General features: G+C 58.7%; 19 protein-coding genes. 4 read left to right on the top strand and 15 right to left on the bottom strand.

The features are described 5' to 3' along the window. Positions 1-9 precede the first annotated feature (9 nt). Positions 10-1677, top strand: a complete 1668-nt coding sequence (ettA, locus tag VNZ60_RS09635) for an energy-dependent translational throttle protein EttA (RefSeq protein WP_325658498.1) — start codon at positions 10-12, stop codon at positions 1675-1677. A gap of 83 nt (positions 1678-1760) precedes the next feature. Here the strand turns inward: ettA and VNZ60_RS09630 are convergent, their stop codons facing one another. The 10 genes from VNZ60_RS09630 to VNZ60_RS09585 form a co-directional block, all read right to left on the bottom strand. After that, on the bottom strand, positions 1761-1979 hold the full coding sequence (locus VNZ60_RS09630) for a DUF6500 family protein (RefSeq protein ID WP_325658496.1): 219 nt from the start codon (positions 1977-1979) through the stop codon (positions 1761-1763). Positions 1980-2006: 27 nt separating this feature from the next. After that, entirely contained in the window at positions 2007-2585 is a 579-nt protein-coding gene (locus VNZ60_RS09625) for a DUF4337 domain-containing protein (protein ID WP_325658494.1), read from the bottom strand. Between the two features lie 67 nt (positions 2586-2652). Then, positions 2653-4779 carry a DUF6311 domain-containing protein gene (locus VNZ60_RS09620; protein WP_325658492.1) on the bottom strand — a complete coding sequence of 709 codons (2127 nt, stop codon included), beginning with the start codon at positions 4777-4779 and terminating at the stop codon, positions 2653-2655. Positions 4780-4793: 14 nt separating this feature from the next. Then, entirely contained in the window at positions 4794-5795 is a 1002-nt protein-coding gene (locus VNZ60_RS09615; protein WP_325658490.1) for an acyltransferase family protein, read from the bottom strand. A gap of 85 nt (positions 5796-5880) precedes the next feature. After that, positions 5881-8037, bottom strand: coding sequence for a DUF6311 domain-containing protein (locus tag VNZ60_RS09610; protein ID WP_325658488.1), 2157 nt, complete (start codon positions 8035-8037; stop codon positions 5881-5883). After that, positions 8006-8437, bottom strand: coding sequence for a GtrA family protein (locus VNZ60_RS09605; protein ID WP_325658486.1), 432 nt, complete (start codon positions 8435-8437; stop codon positions 8006-8008). Before VNZ60_RS09605 ends, VNZ60_RS09610 begins: the two co-directional genes overlap by 32 nt. Positions 8438-8444: 7 nt before the next feature. After that, positions 8445-9416 (bottom strand): glycosyltransferase family 2 protein, encoded by a 972-nt coding sequence (locus VNZ60_RS09600; RefSeq protein WP_325658484.1) that lies wholly within the window; start codon positions 9414-9416, stop codon positions 8445-8447. A gap of 219 nt (positions 9417-9635) precedes the next feature. Beyond that, positions 9636-10682 (bottom strand): type II asparaginase, encoded by a 1047-nt coding sequence (locus VNZ60_RS09595; protein ID WP_414648809.1) that lies wholly within the window; start codon positions 10680-10682, stop codon positions 9636-9638. Positions 10683-10981: 299 nt separating this feature from the next. Next, entirely contained in the window at positions 10982-11839 is an 858-nt protein-coding gene (locus VNZ60_RS09590; protein ID WP_325658482.1) for a mechanosensitive ion channel family protein, read from the bottom strand. Between the two features lie 154 nt (positions 11840-11993). Beyond that, positions 11994-12614 (bottom strand): OmpW/AlkL family protein, encoded by a 621-nt coding sequence (locus tag VNZ60_RS09585; protein ID WP_325658480.1) that lies wholly within the window; start codon positions 12612-12614, stop codon positions 11994-11996. Positions 12615-12827: 213 nt separating this feature from the next. On the opposite strand from VNZ60_RS09585, the gene hisC reads away from it, so the two are divergent. From hisC to VNZ60_RS09570, 3 genes are all read left to right on the top strand, one after another. Continuing rightward, a complete protein-coding gene (gene hisC / locus VNZ60_RS09580; protein ID WP_325658478.1) occupies positions 12828-13916 on the top strand; it encodes a histidinol-phosphate transaminase in 1089 nt (362 codons plus the stop codon). Between the two features lie 156 nt (positions 13917-14072). After that, a complete protein-coding gene (locus tag VNZ60_RS09575; RefSeq protein ID WP_325658714.1) occupies positions 14073-15182 on the top strand; it encodes an MFS transporter in 1110 nt (369 codons plus the stop codon). 74 nt (positions 15183-15256) lie between these two features. Next, a complete protein-coding gene (locus VNZ60_RS09570) occupies positions 15257-16006 on the top strand; it encodes an alpha/beta fold hydrolase (RefSeq protein WP_325658476.1) in 750 nt (249 codons plus the stop codon). 194 nt (positions 16007-16200) lie between these two features. Here the strand turns inward: VNZ60_RS09570 and VNZ60_RS09565 are convergent, their stop codons facing one another. The 5 genes from VNZ60_RS09565 to VNZ60_RS09545 form a co-directional block, all read right to left on the bottom strand. Next, a complete protein-coding gene (locus tag VNZ60_RS09565; RefSeq protein ID WP_325658474.1) occupies positions 16201-17160 on the bottom strand; it encodes an NAD(P)H-dependent flavin oxidoreductase in 960 nt (319 codons plus the stop codon). A 134-nt stretch (positions 17161-17294) separates the two neighbouring features. Continuing rightward, positions 17295-18212 (bottom strand): MBL fold metallo-hydrolase, encoded by a 918-nt coding sequence (locus VNZ60_RS09560; RefSeq protein ID WP_325658471.1) that lies wholly within the window; start codon positions 18210-18212, stop codon positions 17295-17297. After that, on the bottom strand, positions 18209-18430 hold the full coding sequence (locus VNZ60_RS09555) for a DUF1289 domain-containing protein (RefSeq protein ID WP_414648806.1): 222 nt from the start codon (positions 18428-18430) through the stop codon (positions 18209-18211). Before VNZ60_RS09555 ends, VNZ60_RS09560 begins: the two co-directional genes overlap by 4 nt. Before the next feature lie 38 nt (positions 18431-18468). Beyond that, entirely contained in the window at positions 18469-19509 is a 1041-nt protein-coding gene (locus tag VNZ60_RS09550) for a histone deacetylase family protein (protein WP_325658469.1), read from the bottom strand. A gap of 21 nt (positions 19510-19530) precedes the next feature. Further along, positions 19531-20841 carry an MFS transporter gene (locus VNZ60_RS09545; RefSeq protein WP_325658467.1) on the bottom strand — a complete coding sequence of 437 codons (1311 nt, stop codon included), beginning with the start codon at positions 20839-20841 and terminating at the stop codon, positions 19531-19533. Positions 20842-20901 lie beyond the last annotated feature (60 nt).

Raw genomic sequence — 20901 nt, 5'->3', positions numbered from 1 at the left:
CTGCTCCTCATGGCCCAATACGTCTACACAATGAACAAGGTCGGCAAGATCGTGCCGCCGAAACGTCAAATCCTGAAAGATATCTCGCTGTCGTTCTTCCCCGGCGCCAAAATCGGCGTGCTGGGCTTGAACGGTTCCGGCAAATCGACCCTGCTGAAAATCATGGCCGGCATCGATAAGGATATCCAGGGCGAAGCAGTACCGATGCCCAACTTGAACATCGGTTACCTGCCGCAAGAACCGCAGCTCGATCCTGAGCAAACGGTGCGTCAAGCGGTCGAAGGCGGGCTGGGCGAAGCGTTTGAGGCGCAAGCCAAACTGGATGCGGTATACGCCGCCTATGCAGAAGAAGGCGCTGACTTTGACGCGCTGGCAGCCGAACAGGCGCGGCTCGAAGACATCCTGGCCACCGCTGGTGACGGCAATCTGGATTTGCAGTTGGAAATGGCCGCCGACGCCTTGCGCCTGCCGCCATGGGACGCCAAGATCGGCATCTTGTCCGGCGGTGAAAAACGCCGCGTCGCGCTATGCCGCCTGCTGCTGTCGAAACCCGACATGCTGCTGCTGGACGAGCCGACCAACCATCTGGACGCCGAATCGGTCGAATGGCTGGAGCAATTCCTGCAACGCTTCCCCGGCACCGTGGTCGGCATCACCCATGATCGCTACTTCCTGGACAATGCCGCCGAATGGATCCTGGAACTGGATCGCGGTCACGGCATCCCTTGGAAGGGCAATTACAGCTCGTGGCTGGAGCAAAAGGGCAACCGCCTGAAACAGGAAGAAGCGACCGAATCGTCACGCCAGAAAACCATCGCCAAGGAACTGGAATGGGTGCGGCAGAATCCGAAAGGCCGCCAGGCCAAGAGCAAGGCCCGTCTGGCGCGCTTCAATGAACTGAGCGAACACGAATACCAGAAGCGCAACGAGACCCAGGAAATCTTCATCCCGGTGGCTGAGCGCCTGGGTAATGAAGTGATCGAATTCAAAAATGTCTCCAAATCCTTCGGCGACCGCATGCTGATCGATAACCTGAGCTTTCGTATTCCGGCCGGCGCCATCGTCGGCATCATCGGCCCTAACGGCGCCGGTAAATCGACCTTGTTCAAGATGATCACCGGCAAAGAGCAGCCGGACAGCGGCGAGGTGGTGATTGGCGCTACCGCCCGGGTCTCGATCGTCGATCAGTCGCGCGATTCCTTGTCGGATCAGAAAACCGTGTTTGAAGACGTCTCCGGCGGCGCCGACATCCTCACCGTCGGCCGTTTCGAAATGCCGTCGCGCGCCTATCTGGGCCGCTTCAACTTCAAGGGCGGCGACCAGCAAAAGATCGTCGGCAACCTGTCCGGCGGTGAGCGCGGCCGCCTGCATCTGGCCAAGACTCTGCTGCAAGGCGGCAATGTGCTGCTGCTGGATGAACCGTCCAACGATCTCGACGTCGAAACTTTGCGGGCGCTGGAAGACGCCTTGCTGGAATTCGCCGGCAGCGTGATGGTGATCAGCCATGACCGCTGGTTCCTGGACCGCATCGCGACCCATATCCTGGCGTTTGAGGGCGAATCGCAAGTGTCGTTCTTTGACGGTAACTACCAGGAATATGAAGCCGACAAACGCAAGCGCCTGGGTGAAGAAGGCGCCAAGCCTAAGCGGATCCGCTACAAGCCGGTGACGCGCTGATCGGGTTGAGCGATGGAGACAGAAGGCGTGCTGTGCTTTCTGTCATCCCTGCGTAAGCGACTCAAGCCAGACTCGAACCAGACTCAAACCATCTGCTGGACCATTTTTTTAATCTTTATTGCTTTTTCAAAATGGTCTAGCTGATGCGTCGTGATCCACCACTCCGCAGCTTCCATAAGGAGCGGAGGATTATCATTTTTATTAGCAAAAAATGCGTAAAACGATAGCCCGACATCCGGGCCTTTATCGTTAATCTTCTTATCGCAAACGGCAATTATTTTTTCTCTTAAACTTGCTCTCATTGCATTTTTCTCTATATGCAATGACGGTTAAATATGCAACCAGGCCAGCGTCCCCAGCACCACGCTGACTCCCGCCGCCCCGTACGCCATTTTCTTCAACCACTCTTTGCGCGTCAGCAAAGTGATTGCTGCCAGGGAAATGGCAATCTGGATCGCCGTCATGGCCTGCGCCCAGCGGTGATGCTGATGCAATACCTGTTCTGATTTCTCGTCCCATGCGCTGGCCTCGGCTTCGAGCGCTTCAGCCTTTTTCTGCACTACTTCTTTTTCGCTCTTATAACGCTGCGCTTCAGCGCTGTAGTGCACCGCGTCGACGCCGGGAATATGCGTCGCCAGCTCGGACAGGTTTTGCCGGCTGGATTTGGCCTGGTAGTAATTCCACTGGTTGGAGGCTTCGGTTTTCTTGATGGCGGCGTTGTTCTTGTTCATCGCCGCTTCGCTCTCGGTGGAACCGGCCTGGTAGCTGAACAAAGCGCCTATGGTCGCCATGATGGCCGTCATTACCGCAATTTTTCCGGCGAAATTGTCGCCGCTGCCGTGGGCATGCTCGGTGACGTGTTCGAGATGTTGCTCGTGGGGGCTGGGAACTTCGAATTCTTCGGACATGGCTTGCTCTTTGGAAAGGGTTTAATCAAACGTGATTGTAAGGGCAAAAATCGCCGCAAGTCTGCTGTCAATGAATCATCATCGATATCGCGCCCAACCCCAGACGCCGCAGATCCTTGGCCACCATTACCTGCATGGGGGCCACTGGCGCCGCGATTGAAAACATGAGCAGTAGATTGCCTTGGTTGTTTGTCATCAGTTCAGACGGAATCCGCACGCTGTTAAGACTTTTAGTTGCCTCAAGCGTATAGCGCAACTCTCCCAACAGCTGCCCATTCGCACTGACTTGTATCGTCTGCTGCGGATTCTGCGGCGACAGGAAAGCTTGTCCGAGAATATCGAGCGTCAGATCCCCGCTGTGCTCTCCCACCTGCAGCGATACGGCCGCAGCGTTGCTGTCAGTCCAGCTGCCCCAGGCCTCGGAGCTTGCCCAACCGCCGGCGCGATACACATCGGCATTGCCGCCGCTGCGAAAATCGATCGTTGTGCCAAGTACATATTTCTGAGGCGATGCAACGCTCAATGGTGCTGCAGTCTGATTCACACGCTGGTGATCGGCACAATCGGCACAATCGGCGCAACTGCGCCAGCCTGGCGCCAGCACGCGGTAGCCGTCAAGCTCGCCGACGAAATCTGCAGGCCTTGCGCTGCGCTGCGCCTGCTCCCAAAGCGCAGTGGAGATGGGATCGCGCAGGAAAACATACAAGGTTTGCGGATCGTAGGTTCCGGCAAACACCGTCTCGGCCATATGGCGCTGGAGCGCGACCAGCTTGCCCGTATCCGTCCTGGCAAAATAGCCATTATTAACAGACATGCGATGGTTTGACGCCAGCAGTGCAATCGGGAAATACCCTTCAGGGTCGGTAGCAGGCATCACGAAGGCGATGCGGCGATAGGTTTTTGGCGCCTGCTTCCAGAACGCCGCTTGCAGCGGTGAGGTCCATTGAGCGTCTTGCATGTCTTTGCGAATTTGCTGAGCGGCGCTATTGCTGTCGACCAGCTGCAACAGCAGCAGCCCGGCTAGCAGATACGGCAATACTCTCCTGCCAATCAGCTTGAAACACGCATAAAACAGCGCCAGATAGATCAGGTAGAACACCGGCCAGAACATCCGGCCCGACACCCTGAAAACGCCTGCTAGCGATTGCAGAACGCGCGGCAAGCGATAGACCAGTACATCGTGTTCGCCCCAGCCGATATAGCTGCTCAGCGCTTGCAACGTCAGGATCACGGTTATCGCAAATAAAGGCAGTAGCGTTGCCCAGCGCCAGCTTAGCGCAGCACGGCCGCGCTGCGAGAGCAGCAATATCGGCATCACGATCGCCAACAGCAATAGCACGCCGCTACCCAGGTAACTGAACCCCTCATACTCGCCCCCGCTTCTAGGGAGCTCGGGTATCACAGCCGACCAGCGGCCCATCGGATCGAACAATCCCAATAAGCTCAACCGCAGATAGCCAAAACCGACCATGCCGTGCAGGCCGCCGCCAAGCATGAAATAACCGGTGGCCCACATAATCAGCGCCAGCCACGCTACGGCTGATAAGCCATGCCCAAGTGCTGCCGATACGGGCATTTGCCTTTTCAACCATCGCTGCAGAATATCGGCGGCCCAGATCGCCAGTACCATGACGAGCAGATAGGCATGCGTCAACGCCGCCGCACTGAGCAGGATGATCCAGTTGCGCCCGCGAAACCTATCGCTGAAATACAGATACAGGGCAGCCAGAATAAGCCAATGTGCAGCAAGGGCGTCGTGCTCGGCGTATATCCGCCACCACAATGGCGGCGCGATGACAAAAAAGGCAGTCGCCAGCAAAACGGTGCAGCGCTCGCGGCAGAACAACGCCAGCAGCTTGTAGGCGAATACGCCCTGCAGCGCGAGGCATAGCGCCAGCCAGATGCCGATGTATTGGAACGGCTCGGGCAGGAGGCTGGCAAACGGTTTAAAAATGAAGGCGAATAGCGGCGTCGAGTCGGTAAAGACTATCGAGCTGCCCAAGGTTTCACCGTAGTCGCGATTGGCGCCCAGCGGAAATTGCAGCAGCGGCGCATGCCGGAAGAAATTCCACCCCAGGAAGTGCTGGCTGAAATCTCCTCGCATCAGCCATCCGGTAGAAGTCGGCCAGACGATGCCGCCTCCGGTATAGAACACAAAGGCGGCGAGACCGATGAACCCGGCCCAAAAAACCATGGGGAGCGTTTTATTCACGGCGTTGCGGGATCCGTTTGAATACGTACTGCATCACCCCGCCCGATCGTGGCACTGCGCGTGCGCAACGCACGCCGTAACCTGATTACCGGCCGTTCCACCAAAACATAGGACACGGCGGACACGGCGATCGAGCTGGCAATCAGTGCGTAGACGTACCACCAGGAATCGCCGCGGATACCGATGCTCTGGAATAACCAGATAAGGAAAAATTGATTCAAGAAGACGCCATAGCTGAGGTTGCCGGCCAGCTCTTCGATCCATCCAAAACTGAGCTTGGTCAGCGCCCATACCACCGGCACGCCAAACACCAGGCCGGCCAGGACTTCAAAGGTGAACGGCAATTGCCATGCGCGGTGCATGGCAAGGCTGGCAAACATGGCGCAAATAAGCAGATAGGCAGCGAACAGCCCGGCCTTGCTTGGGGTTCTATGGATATAGCTGCCCAGCAGGAACATGAAGAGCGTTCCAGGCAGCATGCGATAGCCCCAGGTATCCGCATTCAATATGCCGCAATAGGCCAACATGAAAAACGCTATCGAAGCGATAAAAACCGGCCCCCGCGCACGACAGATAAGCAGCAGCGGGAAGACCAGATAAAACTGCGATTCCAGGCCAAGCGACCAGGCCTGGGGAATGATTTGGCAGTTCAGGAAATATGGGAAAAAATTCAGCGGCAGCATGCTCGCATTCAACAAGATCTTCGCCGGCGTCAGGTCGCCGATATAGGGCGACCACGGATGGGCGGTAGCGATCAGCAGCAGCGTCAGGCAAAAATAGAACAGGAACTGCGGGAACAGACGCATCGCCCGGTCCAGATAGAAGATGCCGACACGGGACAGCTGGCGGTAGTGCCGGTCTGACAGAACCGTCATGACATAGCCGCTCAATATGAAAAAGGAAACCACGGCGAACACGCCGATGTTACGGCCACGGAAGGTAATGCCCAGATGCGAAAGCAGGACAGCGATGGCAAGCAACAGCCGGTAAATTCCCATGTCAAATCCTCAAAGTGGCTTGCCGCCTGTTTTTTAGCAGGTGCTGGCGGCAGCATGCGCGATGACCTTGCTCATTGATCGTCATTCAGCGGATCGTCATTGATACCGCGCCCAACCCCAAAGTCCGCATATCCTTGCTCGCCATTACCTGCAGCGGCGACACCGGTTCTGCGATGCTGAACAGGATCACCAGCTCACCGTGATTTTTGGACGCCAGGGCCGCCGGAATCCGCAGACTCTGCACGCTCTGGTTCTCTTTTGCGGTGTAGCGCAGCTCCCCTACCGCATGCCCGTTCACGGAAACCTGTATGGTCTGCCGTGAATCTGCGGCAGGAACGTAAGCATGGCCGGAAACATCCAGTGTCAGATCGCCGGCAAGCTGTCCGGAAACGGTGAGCCGTATCGCTGCCAGATTGGTAAAGGTCCAGCTTCCCCATACCTCCGGTTCAGACCATCCGCCTGCAAGATAGGGAGCGGCATTGCCGCCGCCGCGAAATTCGAGTGCGGTGCCGAGCGCATATTGCGGTGGCGGTGAACGCGGCCCCGCAGGCGGGTTGAAGTCCAATTGCTGGCATACCTTGCAATCTTTCCAGCCTGGCGCAAGTACCCGGTAATGGTCGAAGGCGCCCAGAAAATCGCCATGGCCGGCAGTCAACTTGGCCTGCTCCCAAAGCGCAACGGAAAGCGGATCTTCAAAGAAAACGTACAGCGTGTGCGGATCGTAGCTGCCGGAAAACACCATCTCGGCGGTCTGGCGCTGGAGTGCGCTTAACTTGTTTTGATCCATCCGGGCGAAGTAGCCGTGGTTGATCGGCAGCCCGTGTTGCGAAGCAAACAGCGCCATTGGAAAATAATCAAAGGCATACGCCGCCGGCATTACGACCGCAATCCGCTGGTAGGTTTTGGGTACCTGGCTCCAGAATACGGATTGCATTGGGGAAGTCCATCGATAGTCGCGCAAGCTTTTGCGGATCTGCTGTGCCGCAGTGTTGCCGTCGACCAGCTGGAAAACCAGCAGCGCCCCAAGCAGATATGGCAGCCATTTCCGGTTGATCAGTTTAAAAGCGAGACAAAATGCGCCTACATAGATCAGGTAAAACACTGGCCAGAACATGCGTCCCGCTACTCTGAACACACCAAAAAGCCGTTGCAGGATCGATGGCAGGGGGTAGACCAAGACATCGTGCTGGCCCCATCCGATATACGTTGTCAGTGCCTGTAAAGTCAGGATGACGGCAACCGCAAACAATGGCAGCAGCGTCCGCCAGCGCCAGATCAATGTTGCCCGTCCCTTGCTGGAGATAAGCAGCGCCGGCAGCGCAATCGCCAGCAAGGCCAGCATGCCGCTCCCCAGATAACTCAGACCTTCATACTCGCCGCCGCTTCTGGCTTGCCCAGGCAGGATAGCCGACCACCAGGATGTTGCAGGGTCGATCAAGCCCAGCAGGCTCATGCGGAAATAGCCGCCGACCGGCGTGCTCAGGCCGTCGTGCAGCATGAAATAACCGGCGGCCCACATGACCAGCGCCAGACACGCTGCCACTGCCAGCCCGTGCGCGGCTGTGGCCCAGAGCGAAATCTGTTGCTTCAAGGCGCGCTGCAATATATCCGCAGCCCAGATGGCTAGCACCATGGCGAGCAGATAGGCGTGCGTCAGCGCGGCTGCACTGAGCAGTATCAGCCAGCCAAGCTGGCGCAATCTGTCGTTGAAGTATAAATATAGCGCGGCCAGGATCAGCCAATGCGCCGACAAGGCGTCGGATTCGAGGTAAATGCGCCACCACAACGGCGGTGCGATGACGAAAAACGCCGTCGCCAGCAAAACCGTGAGACGGTCGCTCGAAAACAGGGACAGCAACTTGTAGGCAAAAACGCCTTGCAGCACCACGGTGAGCGCAAGCCAGATGCCGATGTATTGAAACGGCTGCGGCAGGAACGCCGCGATGGGCTTGAACAGGAAGGCGAACAACGGCGTCGAATCGGTAAAGACGATTGAGCTGCCCAGCGTTTCCCCGTAGTTCCAGTTGGCGCCCAAGGGAAATTGCCACATCGGCGTGTGCCGGAAAAAATTCCAGCCGAGGAAATGCTGGCCGAAATCTCCGCGCATCAGCCATTCGGTGGAAGTCGGCCAGACGATGGCGCCGCCGCCGGTATAGAACATGAACGCGGCGACGCCGATCAGCGCCGCCCAGATGAGCGGGGGGAATTTTCTATTCATTGGGTCGGGAACGATGGCAGCCATTTTTTTCGTGCGGACGTTTCGATCCGAACGTCCATAGCGCATTGGCGGAATAAGTCAGCACCAGCACTGCCGCTGAGGACAAGACCTGTGCCAGCAGATAGTTGAGTGCCAGCGGTACGGTCAGCAGATGCATCAAACCGGTATTCAGCGCGATGCCGGCGACGGCGATCAGGCCGAAGCGGCTAGCGGTTTGCAGGTGGCCAGCCTGGCTCTTGAAAGTAACCCAGTAATTCAGCCCGTAATTGACAATGGCGCCGACCAAGGCGCCCGCTGCCGAAGCCGGCACCGGAGCAGCCATGCCGCTCTGGACCAGCAGGATCAGGAGCGCGTACTGACATGCCGTGCCCACGGCGCCGGCTGCGGCATAGATCAAGAACCGCCTGACTCGATGCATGCTCATACTGCGGCTAATCTTCGGTTTTCTGATAGCGGCGGCGAATCAGGTAAACCGGACGCCCCTTTGACTCCAGGTAAGTCCGGCCCAGATATTCACCGAGAACGCCGATACCGATTAACTGGATCCCGCCAAGAAACAGCACAACCGTGAGAATGGATGCGTAGCCGGGCATGTCGATGCCGCGGATCAGCGTTTTGATAATGGTCACCAGGCCGTAGATGAATGCGAACAATGAAATCGCCGAACCGCAATAGGTCCACCAGCGCAAAGGCACGGTACTGAAGCTGGTGATCCCCTCCAGCGCGAAATTCCACAAACGCCAGCCGGAAAATTTCGACTCGCCGGCACTGCGCGCTTCGCGCACGTATTCAACCGTAGCCGTCTTGAAGCCGACCCAGGCGAACAGCCCCTTCATGAAGCGCCGGTTTTCCGGCAGCTGTTTGAGCGCCTCCAGAACCTGGCGGTCGATCAGGCGGAAATCGCCGACGTTATCCGGCAACTTGATGTCAGAAACCGCATTGTATAAGCGGTAGAACAGTTGAGCAGTCTTACGTTTCAGGAAGGAATCGCTATCCCGGTTTACGCGCCTGGCCAGCACCACCTCGTAGCCATTGCGCCATTGCTCGATCAGGCGCGGGATCAGTTCGGGCGGATCCTGCAGGTCGGCGTCGATAGGAATCACCGCATCACCCAATGCTTCGTTCAGGCCCGCGGTCAGGGCCGCTTCCTTGCCGAAATTACGCGATAGGTCGATCACCCTCACCCGGTTATCGCGCTCGGCGATGGCGATCAGCTGCGCCAGGGTATCGTCGGCGCTGCCGTCGTTGATGCAGACGATCTCGTAAGACAAGGTGTCGAGAGCCGCCAATACCGGCGTTATCCGTTGGAAGAAATGCGCAACGGCCGAGCTCTCGTTGTAGAAAGGAACCACCAGCGATAGCAGTGGCTGGTCTGAAGCTTGATCTCGGGAGTTCACATGCATTGCGTGGTCTGGGGTTAGCGCTTGCGGGTCCGCGCATATTAGCATCATTCCGCATGGAAATAGCGCCTGGCCATTGCTATTGATGCAACAGGAAATGGTCAACGCCGCAAACGTGAAAAAAGCCGGCTAAATCATCACATTTGATTTAGCCGGCTTTTGCTGTCACACCTGAACCTGAGGCGATTGCGCTTGCCATCGCCTTAGTCCATCACGCTACGATCAGTAGGTGTAAAACATGCGCTGGATTTCTTTGGTGTTGTTGGTCTTGGTCAACGCCAGCATCAGCAGAATCCGTGCTTTTTGTGCATTCAACGTATCGGCCACTACAAAGTCCAGTTCGTCGTCGTTGGCTTCGCCGTTACGGGCAACAATGCCTTGGCCGACGCGGCTGGCGCGGACAATGATCACACCCTTCTTGCGTGCTTCAACCAATGGCGTTTTCATTTGCGCGGCAACGCTGCCATCGCCGACGCCGGCCTGGATGATACCCTTGGCGCCGGAGGCGACTTGGGCGTCGAGCGCGGCACGGGTCATGTTGGCGTAGCCGTAGATGATGTCAACCTGCGGCAGCACGTCCATCTTGCTGATGTCGAATTCAGTATCGACCGTATTCTTGCGTGTCGATTGGCGGTAGAAATACGCCTTGTTGCCCTGGATATAACCCAGCATGCCGAGTTCGGTCGACTTGAAGGTGTCGGTAGTCGAGGTATTGGTCTTGGTCACTTCACGCGCAGCGTTGATCTGGTCGTTGAGCGAAACCAGCACGCCCTTGCCGATCGCATCCTTGCTGCCGGCCAGCAAAACCGCGTTGTACAGATTGATCGGGCCGTCGGCCGAGATCGCGGTCGATGGACGCATGGCGCCGACGATCACCACCGGCTTGCGGCTCTTGACCGTCAAGTCGAGGAAATAAGCAGTTTCTTCGATGGTGTCTGTGCCGTGGGTGATGACGATGCCGTCCACATCCGGTTGTGCCAGCAAGGTATTGACGCGCTTGGCCAGCTTCAGCCAGTGGTCGTTGGTCATGCTTTCGCTGGCGATCTGGAATACTTGCTCGCCTTTGACATTGGCGACTTTCTTCAGCTCAGGCACGGCGGCGATCAGTTTTTCGACGCCAACCGTGGCCGAGGTATAACCGACCGTGGTGGTGCTGTCGGCGCCGGTGCCGGCAATCGTGCCGCCGGTGGCCAGGATCATCACATTCGGCAGTTTGGCGTCTTGCGCGTGCGCCACGGAAGTGGACAGCAATAAGGCGCTGAACATCATCAGCGCGTAGGAATACGCGGTGCGCATTGTATGTGTGCGAGTAGACATAAATCTCCTGATTTCGTAAGTTGTTGTAGACCGCAAGCTAAGCTGAAAAACGGTCACGCGACAGTCCGGCATTCTGCAACGCGCTGCCGCGCAGCGGAACTGTAACGGAAAGTTGGCAAACCATTCTAATGCCATCTATGCATAGGTTTATGCATATCTGTTATAGCTTTGATCCGGGCAGGAAAGCAAGCCCGGATAGATTATATTGCCAAAAACTTATCAGCAAAAATCATGCAAGAATCAGGTAAGAGTCAGGCGACAAGCTTGGCGTCCACTTCCGATTCGCGCTTGATATGCAGCTCGCGCACCGGGAACGGGATCGAGCAATTGACCGCAGTCAGCGTGGCCTGCATATTTTGCGCAATCGACCAGCGCACCGCCCAGTACTCGGAGGTAGTGGTCCAGGCCCGGATATTGAGCATGACGGCGCTGTCGAGATGGTCGGTGACGACGGCAAACGGCGCTGGCGTCGCCAAAATCCGCTCATCGGCCAGCAACAGTTTATGCAAGGCTTGAATCGCGACAGCCGGATCGTCCTGATAGCCGATGCCGATCGGCATATCGATGCGGCGCGTGTTGTTGCGGCTGAAGTTGGTCAGCGCGCTATTCCATAACTGATTGTTCGGCACGAACAGGCAGACGCCGTCAGCCTTGGTCAGCTTGGTCGCAAACAAGCCGATTTCATCGACGCTGCCTTCGATGCTGCCATTGGAAATGTATTCGCCGACCTGGAACGGCCGCAGGAACAGCAGCATCATGCCGGCTGCGATGTTTTGCAAAGTCCCTTGCAGGGCCAGGCCGATCGCCAGGCCGGCGGCGCCCAGGATAGCGACGATACTGGCAGTCTGCACGCCGAACTGGCCGAGTACCGCAACCAGCGTGACCAGGCGTATCAGCCACAGCAGCACGCTGCGCAGCACCGGACGCAAGGTAGCGTCCAGGCCGGCGCGCGTCATTACCCGGTCAAGCGCATTGGCAAAGCGCGACGACAGCCACCAGCCGAACGCCAGTATGATAATTGCCAGCAGCGCATTGAGGCCGTAGTGCATGGAGGATTCCAACAGGAAATTCCAGAGTGTGGAGAGTTGATTGACGGTGAGTAGATTCAAGAGCGGCTCCTTTGATTGCAGGAAATCTAAACCCCGTATGTTACCAGCCGCCCCATAAAAAACGCGCCGGGCGGTTTGACACCCGGCGCGCAACAGCCCGTTTAAAGGCCGAGGGGACAATCAAATGCAGCATTAGACTTGCTGCAAATCCAGTTTAAAAACGGTAACCGACACCCACACCCATCAACCAAGGATCGATCTTGACGCGGCTGATTCTCTCGCCACCGGCGAAGACATCGCTGCGGATCTGCAGTTTTTTCACATCCAGGTTGAGCGACCAGTTTTTATCCAGCTTGTAATCCAGGCCAGCCTGCACCGCCAGGCCCCAGCTGTCCTTATCCTGGCTGGCTGCGCCGCCCAGCAGGTTGACGCTGGAAATGCGGGTGTAGTTAAGCCCGGCTCCAACATAAGGACTGAACGTGGCTTGCGGCATGAAGTGATACTGCGCGGTCAAGGTCGGCGGCAAATGCTTAAAGGTGCCGATCTTTTTTCCGTCCAGCGAAACGTCTTGCTCTTGCGGATAGGTCAAGACCAGTTCGGCGGCCCAGTTGGGCGTGAAGAAATAGGAGATATCCAGTTCCGGGATGGTCTTGCCATTGATGTGCAAGGTATCGGATGCACCGACGCCGCCGACCGCGTCCGATTTATTTGCCGGTTTCAGGTAATCGGCACGTACCCGCACTTGCCACGGGCTTTCCTGCGCCATAGCGTTGCCCGTCACAAAACCCAGTGCCGACAGTGCCAATAAGGCTGCTAACCATGCTGCTTTCTTCATTTCTCGTTCCTGTGTCGTTCGTATCGATACAGACTTTAAAGGAAGGCGTCTTCAATTGATTTGATGCAAATCAAACAATCGCCAGAACACTGTCAGCGCAGCAATTTCAGTGCGGGCAGTCGGGCCGCGCCAGGTTTGCTACCATATGGCCTGGTCCGCTTGCCCGGCAGACACGCATTGCACAGCCCTCACCTACTTTATTAGCGACACCCAATGAGCAAATTCTGGAGCCCCATCGTCAGCCGCCTGACGCCTTACACCCCCGGCGAACAACCCAAGCTGAGCAAGCTGGTCAAGCTCAATACCAATGAAAACCCGTATGGCCCGTCGCCACTGGCGCTGGCGGCCATGCGCGCCGAGCTGGGCGACACTCTGCGGCTGTATCCCAATCCGGATGCGGAACCGCTGAAACTGGCGCTGGCCGAACAAAATGCCGCGCATGGGATAACGCCGGCCCATGTATTTGTCGGCAACGGTTCCGACGAGGTGCTGGCGCATGCGTTCCAAGCCTTGCTGCAACACGAGCAGGCAATCCTGTTCCCGGACATCAGCTACAGCTTCTATCCCACCTATTGCGGCTTGTATGAAGTTGCCTATCGGACCGTGCCATTGGCCGAGGATTTTTCGCTGCGGGTTGACGACTATCTGAATACCGCCGCCGGCGGCATCATTTTCCCGAATCCCAACGCGCCCACCGGCTGCCTGCTGCCGCTGGCTGAAGTGGAAAGGCTGGTGGCCGGCCAGCCCGATTGCGTGGTGATCGTGGATGAGGCTTATGTTGATTTCGGCGGCGACAGCGCGATCCCGCTGGTGGCGCGCTACCCTAACCTGCTGGTGGTGCAAACCTTGTCCAAATCGCGCTCGCTGGCCGGTTTGCGGGTCGGTTTTGCGATCGGTCATCCAGACCTGATCACGGCGCTGGAACGGGTCAAGAACAGTTTCAACTCGTATCCGCTGGACCGCATGGCGATCGTCGGCGCCACTGCGGCGATCAAGGACCAGGCGCATTTCGACCAAACCCGGCGAGCCGTCATGGCCAGCCGCGAACACCTGGTAAGCGGCCTGGCTGCGCTTGGTTTCGAGGTGCTGCCGTCGGCTGCCAACTTCGTGTTTGCCCGTCATCCGCGCCACGATGGCGCCAAACTGGCAGCCCGCCTGCGCGGCGACGGTATCATCGTGCGCCATTTCAACAGCGCCCGCATTGCCCAGTTCTTGCGCATCACGGTGGGAACCGATGAGGCTTGCCAAGTGTTGCTGGACGCCTTGCGGTTGCATCTGAAAGACATGCCTGCCGACTTCTGAGCATCCAGGACTGTGGGCGGCGGCTAGCTTGTCTGCCGCCTATAGTGATTCCGCCGTCTGCATCGGTGTTCAACTCCTGCAGCAATGTCCAACTTGGTGTCCAACTTAGTGACCAACTCAATCGCATCGCCCGCCGTACCCGCCGTCAACACACGTATGCGTCAGGCCGCCTTGCCGCTGCTGTTCCTGTTGCTGGGCGTGATCTACGCCAGCTGGGTGTCGCGCATCCCGGCGCTGCGCGATAATTTGCAGCTGGATGCGGCCAGCCTCAGCTTGTTCCTGCTGGGCGGCGGCGTCGGTGCGGTTGGCTCTTTCCCGCTGGCGGCGTGGCTGGTGGGCCACTACGGTGCGCGCCGCGCCAGCTGGTATGCCGGCCTGCTCCTGCTGATCACCATCCCCTGCCTGGCGCTGGCGCCAAGCTTGCCGCTGCTGATGCTGGCCATGCTGTGCCTTGGCGTCTGTTCCAGCTGCTTCAATGTGGCGATCAACGCGCTCGGCGCGGAAGCGGAAAAGATCGCCGGGCGCTCGATCATGTCGCAGCTGCATGCCTGGTTTTGCGTCGGCACGCTGTCCGGCGCCTTGCTCGGCAGCGTCATCGCCGGCATGGGCGTCAGCCCCTTGCTGCATTTCGGCCTGATCGCCGTCTGCACGGCGATCCCGATGCGCCTGTGCTACCGCGCCCTGCCGAACGACCGGCCGCAATATATCGCCGGTAAAAAACACTTCGCATTGCCGCACGGCCCGCTGATCGCGCTCGGCGTGGTGGCCTTTGGCGGCGCCATCGTCGAAGGCTCGGTGGCCGACTGGAGCGGGGTCTACATGAAAGACCGTTTGCTTGCCAGCGACGGCGTGGCGCCGCTGGCTTTTGCTTTCTTTGCCGGCATGATGCTGCTGACGCGCATGATCGGCGACAAGTTGAAAGAGTCCATCGGCGCTCGCCGTGTGGTCGCCGGCGGCGCCTTGACGGCGGGTCTCGGCATGTTGATCGCCTTGCTCGCCAGCCAGATTCCGCTGGCCATCGCCGGTTTTGCCCTGACCGGCGTCGGCGTTGCCACCATCTTCCCGTTCATCTTCAGCGCCGCCGGCCGCCACGGCCCGACGGCGCTGGCCGGCGTCACCACCATGGGTTACACCGGCGGCCTGATCGGGCCTCCGGTGATTGGTTTTCTGGCGCACGGCTTCGGCTTGCCGGCGGCCTTGTCGCTGGTCGGCGTGCTGTGCATTGCGGTAGCGCTGGCGGCTGGCCGCGCCCGATGGCTGGAATAATATCGTTACGCTAAAATATCGGCTCACGTTTGTACGCCAACCTTCCGCATGGAATCAGAAGTGGTCAAGAAATAATGACGTTGCCTGCCAACCAGAATCACAGCTTGCCGCAGCTGCTGCTGTTACCCGGCTTCATGCTGGACCAAACCCTATGGGACGATATGCACGACGGCCTGGCGCAACTCGGCCAGTTGCATTTCGGTGATCTCGGCCAGGATGATTCGATCAGTGCGATGGCTGCGCGTGTCTTGCAACAAGCGCCGCCACGCTTCATCCTGATCGGCTTCTCGATGGGCGGTTATGTCGCCCAGGCGATCATGCAGCAAGCGCCGGAGCGGGTGATCGCGCTGGCGTTGCTAAACACCTCGGCGCGCCAGCAAAACCCGCGCGAAATCGCCGGCAACAAAGTTCAGCTGGAACTGGCCAGACAAGTGCCGTTCAAGGGCTTGACCAGCCGCGCGCTGGCGTCCTCGCTTCATCCGGACCGGGCCCATGACCGGGTGTTGCTGGATCGCCTGCAGGCAATGGCCCTGCGCAACGGCAAGGAAGTTTTCATTCGTCAGTTATCGGCATTGCGCAGCGACGGTTACAGCGAGCTGCAAAACATCCGCTGCCCGACACTGGTTGTCGCCAGCCGCAACGACCAGCTCAGCAGTCTCGCCGAAGCGCAACAGATGGCGGCGCAGATTCCTGCCGCCAGCATGGTGCTGATCGAAGACTGCGGTCATATGACGCCGCTGGAAAAGCCGCAACAATTGCTGCAGATCTTGTCCGATTGGCTGGCGGCCGTTAGCGAACCGGCTGCGCCAGCTCGGCAGGCGTGACCTGCTTGCGATAGGCGATGCGAACAGGCGGCTGCGGTGTTGATTGAATTGGCTGTCTGGCTTGGGGTTTTGATGCATGCTCTGCTCCTGATTCGTGATGATAGGGCGAATTGGCAGAGGCTTTGTGACAGGCTTTGGATTTTTATTTCAAGGCCACGCAAGCTGCGTGGCCCACACTCGAATTGCCTCGACAATTACAAGGCCAGGCGCTTGCGTGCCGCCTGGTATTCGGTCTGCAAACGATCGACCATCTGCGCCACGCTAGGCACATCGTCCATCAGGCCGACGCCCTGGCCTGCACCCCAGATATCGCGCCAGGCCTTGGCGCCGCTGCCGCCGGAGCCGAAATTCATCTTCGATTTATCGGCTTCAGGCAGGTTTTCCGGATCGAGGCCGGCGGCGATGATCGATTTCTTCAAGTAATTACCATGCACCCCGGTGAACAGATTGGTGTACACCACATCGGCCGCGGTCGATTCCACGATCGCCTGGCGATAGGCGTCGTCGACATGGGCCTCCTTGGTGGCCAGCCAGCGCGAACCGATGTAGGCAAAATCGGCGCCCATCGCCTGCGCTGCCAGGATCGCGTCGCCGGTCGCGATGGCGCCCGACAAGGCGATCGGCCCCTTGAAGAATTTGCGCACTTCGCCCACCAGCGCGAACGGCGACAAAGGCCCGGCATGGCCGCCGGCGCCGGCCGCCACCAGGATCAAGCCGTCGACCCCGGCTTCCAGCGCCTTTTGCGCATGGCGGATCGAGATCACGTCATGCAGCACGATGCCGCCGTAGCCGTGGATCGCAGCCATCATTTCCGGCGGCGGCGCGCGCAGGCTGGAAATGATGATAGGCACCTGATGCTTGACGCAGACGGCGACGTCGTGCGCCAGGCGGTCGTTCGATTGGTGGACGATCTGGTTGACCGCGATCGGCCCTATTTTTGCGTCCGGATGCTCGGCCTGGTAGGCGGCCAGTTCGGCTTGCAGGTCGGTCAGCCAGACATCCAGCAATTCCGCCGGGCGCGCGTTCAGCGCCGGGAACGAGCCGACGATGCCGGCCTTGCATTGCGCGGCCACCAGGGCCGGGCCGCTAGCGATGAACATCGGCGAGCCGATGACGGGTAGGCTCAGGTTTTGCAACGCAGCGGGCAATGCCATAACGACCTCTAGTATTGGGTGAGAAGGATCTGATTATAGGGCGAAAAACGGCAATAAAAAGTACGATCGTGCTAGATTTTGCCCTCTAAAATCCGGCCCCGTCTTTACCTCTTGATCAGATGCCAATGCTTGAATCAATGTCGATTGCACAAGAATCCGCCACGTATTTCCGCCGCCCCGGCGCGCACCAGCTGCGCGCTCGCCCATTCACTCAGATCGGCCTCGCTGCGCTGCAGATAACGCCGGTTGGCCGCTGTCACCAGAGGCAGGCTGGCGAGCATGTGTTGGACTTCAGTCAACTTGATCTGTTGTCGTTCCAACAGCAGGAATTTCAGCAAGACCTTGATGGCGTTCTGGGCGTTGCGCTGCGGATCGGCGGCCAGATAGGCTAGCCGCGAAAACGCAGTATCGAGTGCGGCGCCGACGCCGCTGAACGGACTGCCGTGGCCAGGAATCACCAGCCGTACATCCAGCGTCGCGATCAATTCCAGCGTCGCCCGCGCTTCAGCGAAACCGGAATCGCCATCCAGTTCCGGGAAGATCACGCCGAAGCCGTTTTCCCACAAGGCGTCGGCGGAAATCAGGATGCCGTGCTCCTGGCAATAAAAAATCAAAGAGTGCGGATCGTGGCCGGCCGCCGCCAATACCTGCCACTGCAAATCGCCCAGGGTGAGCAAGTCGCCGGGCTGCAGCGTTTGGTCGAAGCTGAAGCGGGCGCATTGCTGGCCGGTGCCGCTATAACTCAATGCGTCTCGATCCCAGTTGCGCACCTGCTCGGCCTGCCCTGACGGAATCGCGGTGCGGCAGCCGTAAGCCTGTTGCAAAGCGGCGTTACCGCCGCAATGATCGGAATGCAGATGGGTATTCAGCAAGCGGTCCAGCGGCCGGCCCTGCAAACCGTGCGCCACCAGCGCCACGGTTTGCGCCGCATGGCTCAGGTAACCACTGTCGACCAGCGCCGTTTGCTCGCGCCCGAGGAAAAGGATGTTGTTGGAAGACAGCCAGCCGCGTTCCAGCACGCGCATGGTGGATGGCAATTGCGGCAGCGTCATGATGTCGCCCGTCGTTGCTGGATGCGCTGCCAGATTCCGCGTTTTTGCTCATCGCTGGCGCTTGACCAGGCGGCTATTTCATCCAGGGTCCGCCAGCAGCCTTGGCACAAGCCGCTGTCGGCATTCATCACGCAAACGTTGATGCAAGGTGAAGCGGTGAGGCCTGCGACGGCGCTGTCGTCGGTCATGACCAAGGCCGTTGGATTGCTACTTGTCATGAGGCTGTTCCTCGTTTCTATTTTCTGTAAAAGACTCCTTAGAATACCCGACCTAACGAGCGACGGCTGGCGAAACCGCCGAAGAAGGCGCGCGCATTGGCCTCCAGGCTGTCAATGTGATAACCGCCCTCTTGCACAATCACTGTCGGCAAATCGAGGGCGCCGAGAGCGCTGCCCAGGCGTTCGAAGCCGGCGCTTGTGACTGTCACTTGCGATTGCGGATCATCCTTGTAGATATCGAAGCCTAAGGCCAGCACCAAGACATCCGGTTCGAAACGATGCAGTGCGTGCAAGGCGTCGTCAAGCCTGTCGAAAAACAGCTGTTCGGGTGCACCGTGCGGCATCGGAAAGTTACGATTGAAGCCGACACCGGCTCCTACGCCCTGTTCATCCTCGTAACCCACGACTACCGGATAGAAATTGGTCGGATCGCCATGGATTGAGAGATACAACACATCGTCGCGGTCGTAAAAAATTTCCTGCACACCCTGGCCGTGGTGCATGTCGGTATCGAGAATCGCTACCCTTGCAAAACGGCTGCGCAAGGCCTGAGCGGCAAGCGCGGCGTTGTTCAGATAACAAAAGCCGCCGGCGCTGCCGGCCCGTGCATGATGCCCAGGTGGGCGGCACAGCGCATAGGCTTCGGCTGCGTCATCGTTGACCGCCGCTGCCGCAGCCAGCGCGCTCTGCGCCGACCAGTACGCCGAGCGCCAGGTATCGGCGCCGACCGGACAACTGCCGTCAGCCAGGTAACGCGCTGCTTGCGCCAGCACGCCGCGCAAGCGGTTCGGCTCGCGCACATAGATGTTTGACATTACCTCGTCGCCCCAGTCGTCAGGCAGATCCTTCCAGTTGCGATGCGCTTCTTCCAGAAACCGCAAATAATTCATGTCATGCACGGCTGCCAGCGCAGCGATGCCAAAATCGGCAGGTTCGCGCACATCGAAACCCAAGGCTTGTGCAGCCATGACGAGCCGCACTGCACGCTCGGGAATTTCCTGCGGCGTGCGCATCTGCCCACGCGACAGATAAGTGCGCGGATGGTGCAGCAATTGTTGCGGGTGAAAATAGGTCAGCATCGGTATTCCTTGGATTCAATCTTAATTGGCCAATACTGCATCAACGGCGTCTGCGCGCCGCTGACGCCGGGCGTCCAGCAGCACTATGCTCAGCAGCGAGATGCCGGCCAGGCAGCTGTAAAACACGGCCAGCGGCCACCATTGCCCGATGAAGCGATGCGCCAGGTAAGTGCCGGCCAAAGGCGTCAATCCGCCGGCGATGGCGCCGCACACCTGGTACGACAAAGAGATGGCCGAATAGCGCACATGGGTCGGAAACACGCCGCTCATGAAACCGGCGATCACCGAATAAAAACTCGCCATGCACACCACCGCCGTGGCGATGCCGATCACCATCGCCACGGCTTGGCCGCTTTGCACCAGCATAAACATCGGATAGGGCGAAATCATGGCAGCCAGCGCCGCCAGCTTGAGAAAACGCGCATCGCCGATACGCTCGGACAACCTGGCGGCCAGCGGTTGTATGCAGAACTGGATGATGGCGACTGCGAACAGGCAATCGAGTATCAGCGATTTGCTGACACCGACGTACTGTGTGGTGTAGGCGATCATGAAGGTGTTGGTGAAGTAGACGCCGGCGATGCCTATGGTATTGGCGCCAATCCCCAGCAATACCAGTCCCGAGGATGAACGGAATACTTCTGCGATCGGCAGTTTTACCGTCTTGCGCGTGTCCTTGGCTTGCTGGAATTCCGGCGATTCGTTGACGCCGAGACGGATCAGGATACCGACAATCAACAGCACCGCGCTAGCCAGGAAAGGCAGGCGCCAGCCCCAGGCCAGAAAATCCGCCTTGTCCATGGCACTCACTGCACGGAAGGCGATCAGCGACAGCACCAGGCCAGCCGGGCTGCCGAGCTGTGCGAATGAAGCGTAAAAGGTGCGGCGTCCCTTGGGCGCATGTTCGCCCGCCATCAGCACTGCGCCACCCCATTCGCCGCCGACGGCGATGCCTTGCACCACGCGCAACAGCACCAGCAGAATCGGCGCCAGCACGCCGACCTTTGCAAAATCTGGCAGCAAGCCGATGCAGACAGTTGCCACGCCCATCATCATCAAGGTGGTCATCAAGGCTTTCTTGCGGCCGATCTTGTCACCGAGGTGGCCGAACACGATGCCGCCCAGCGGCCGCGCAAAAAAACCGACGGCAAAAGTGCCGAATGAAGCCATGGTGCTAAGGAAGGGATCCTGCGACGGGAAGAACAACTCGCCGAATACCAACGCTGCCGCCATCGCATAAATGTAAAAGTCGTACCACTCGATCATGGTGCCGATGAAAGCGGCGGTGGCGGCACGCACAGGCTGGCGCGCCGAGGGTGTTGAATGATTCATCCGATCTCCTTTGAGTACGCTCGCAATCGGATTGCGGCGTCTTTTTTATATAGACAAAGC

Origin of the sequence: Collimonas sp. (genome assembly GCF_035566375.1) — a bacterium.
In the GTDB taxonomy this organism is placed as follows: domain Bacteria; phylum Pseudomonadota; class Gammaproteobacteria; order Burkholderiales; family Burkholderiaceae_D; genus Collimonas.
This window is presented reverse-complemented; position numbering and strand designations above follow the sequence as displayed.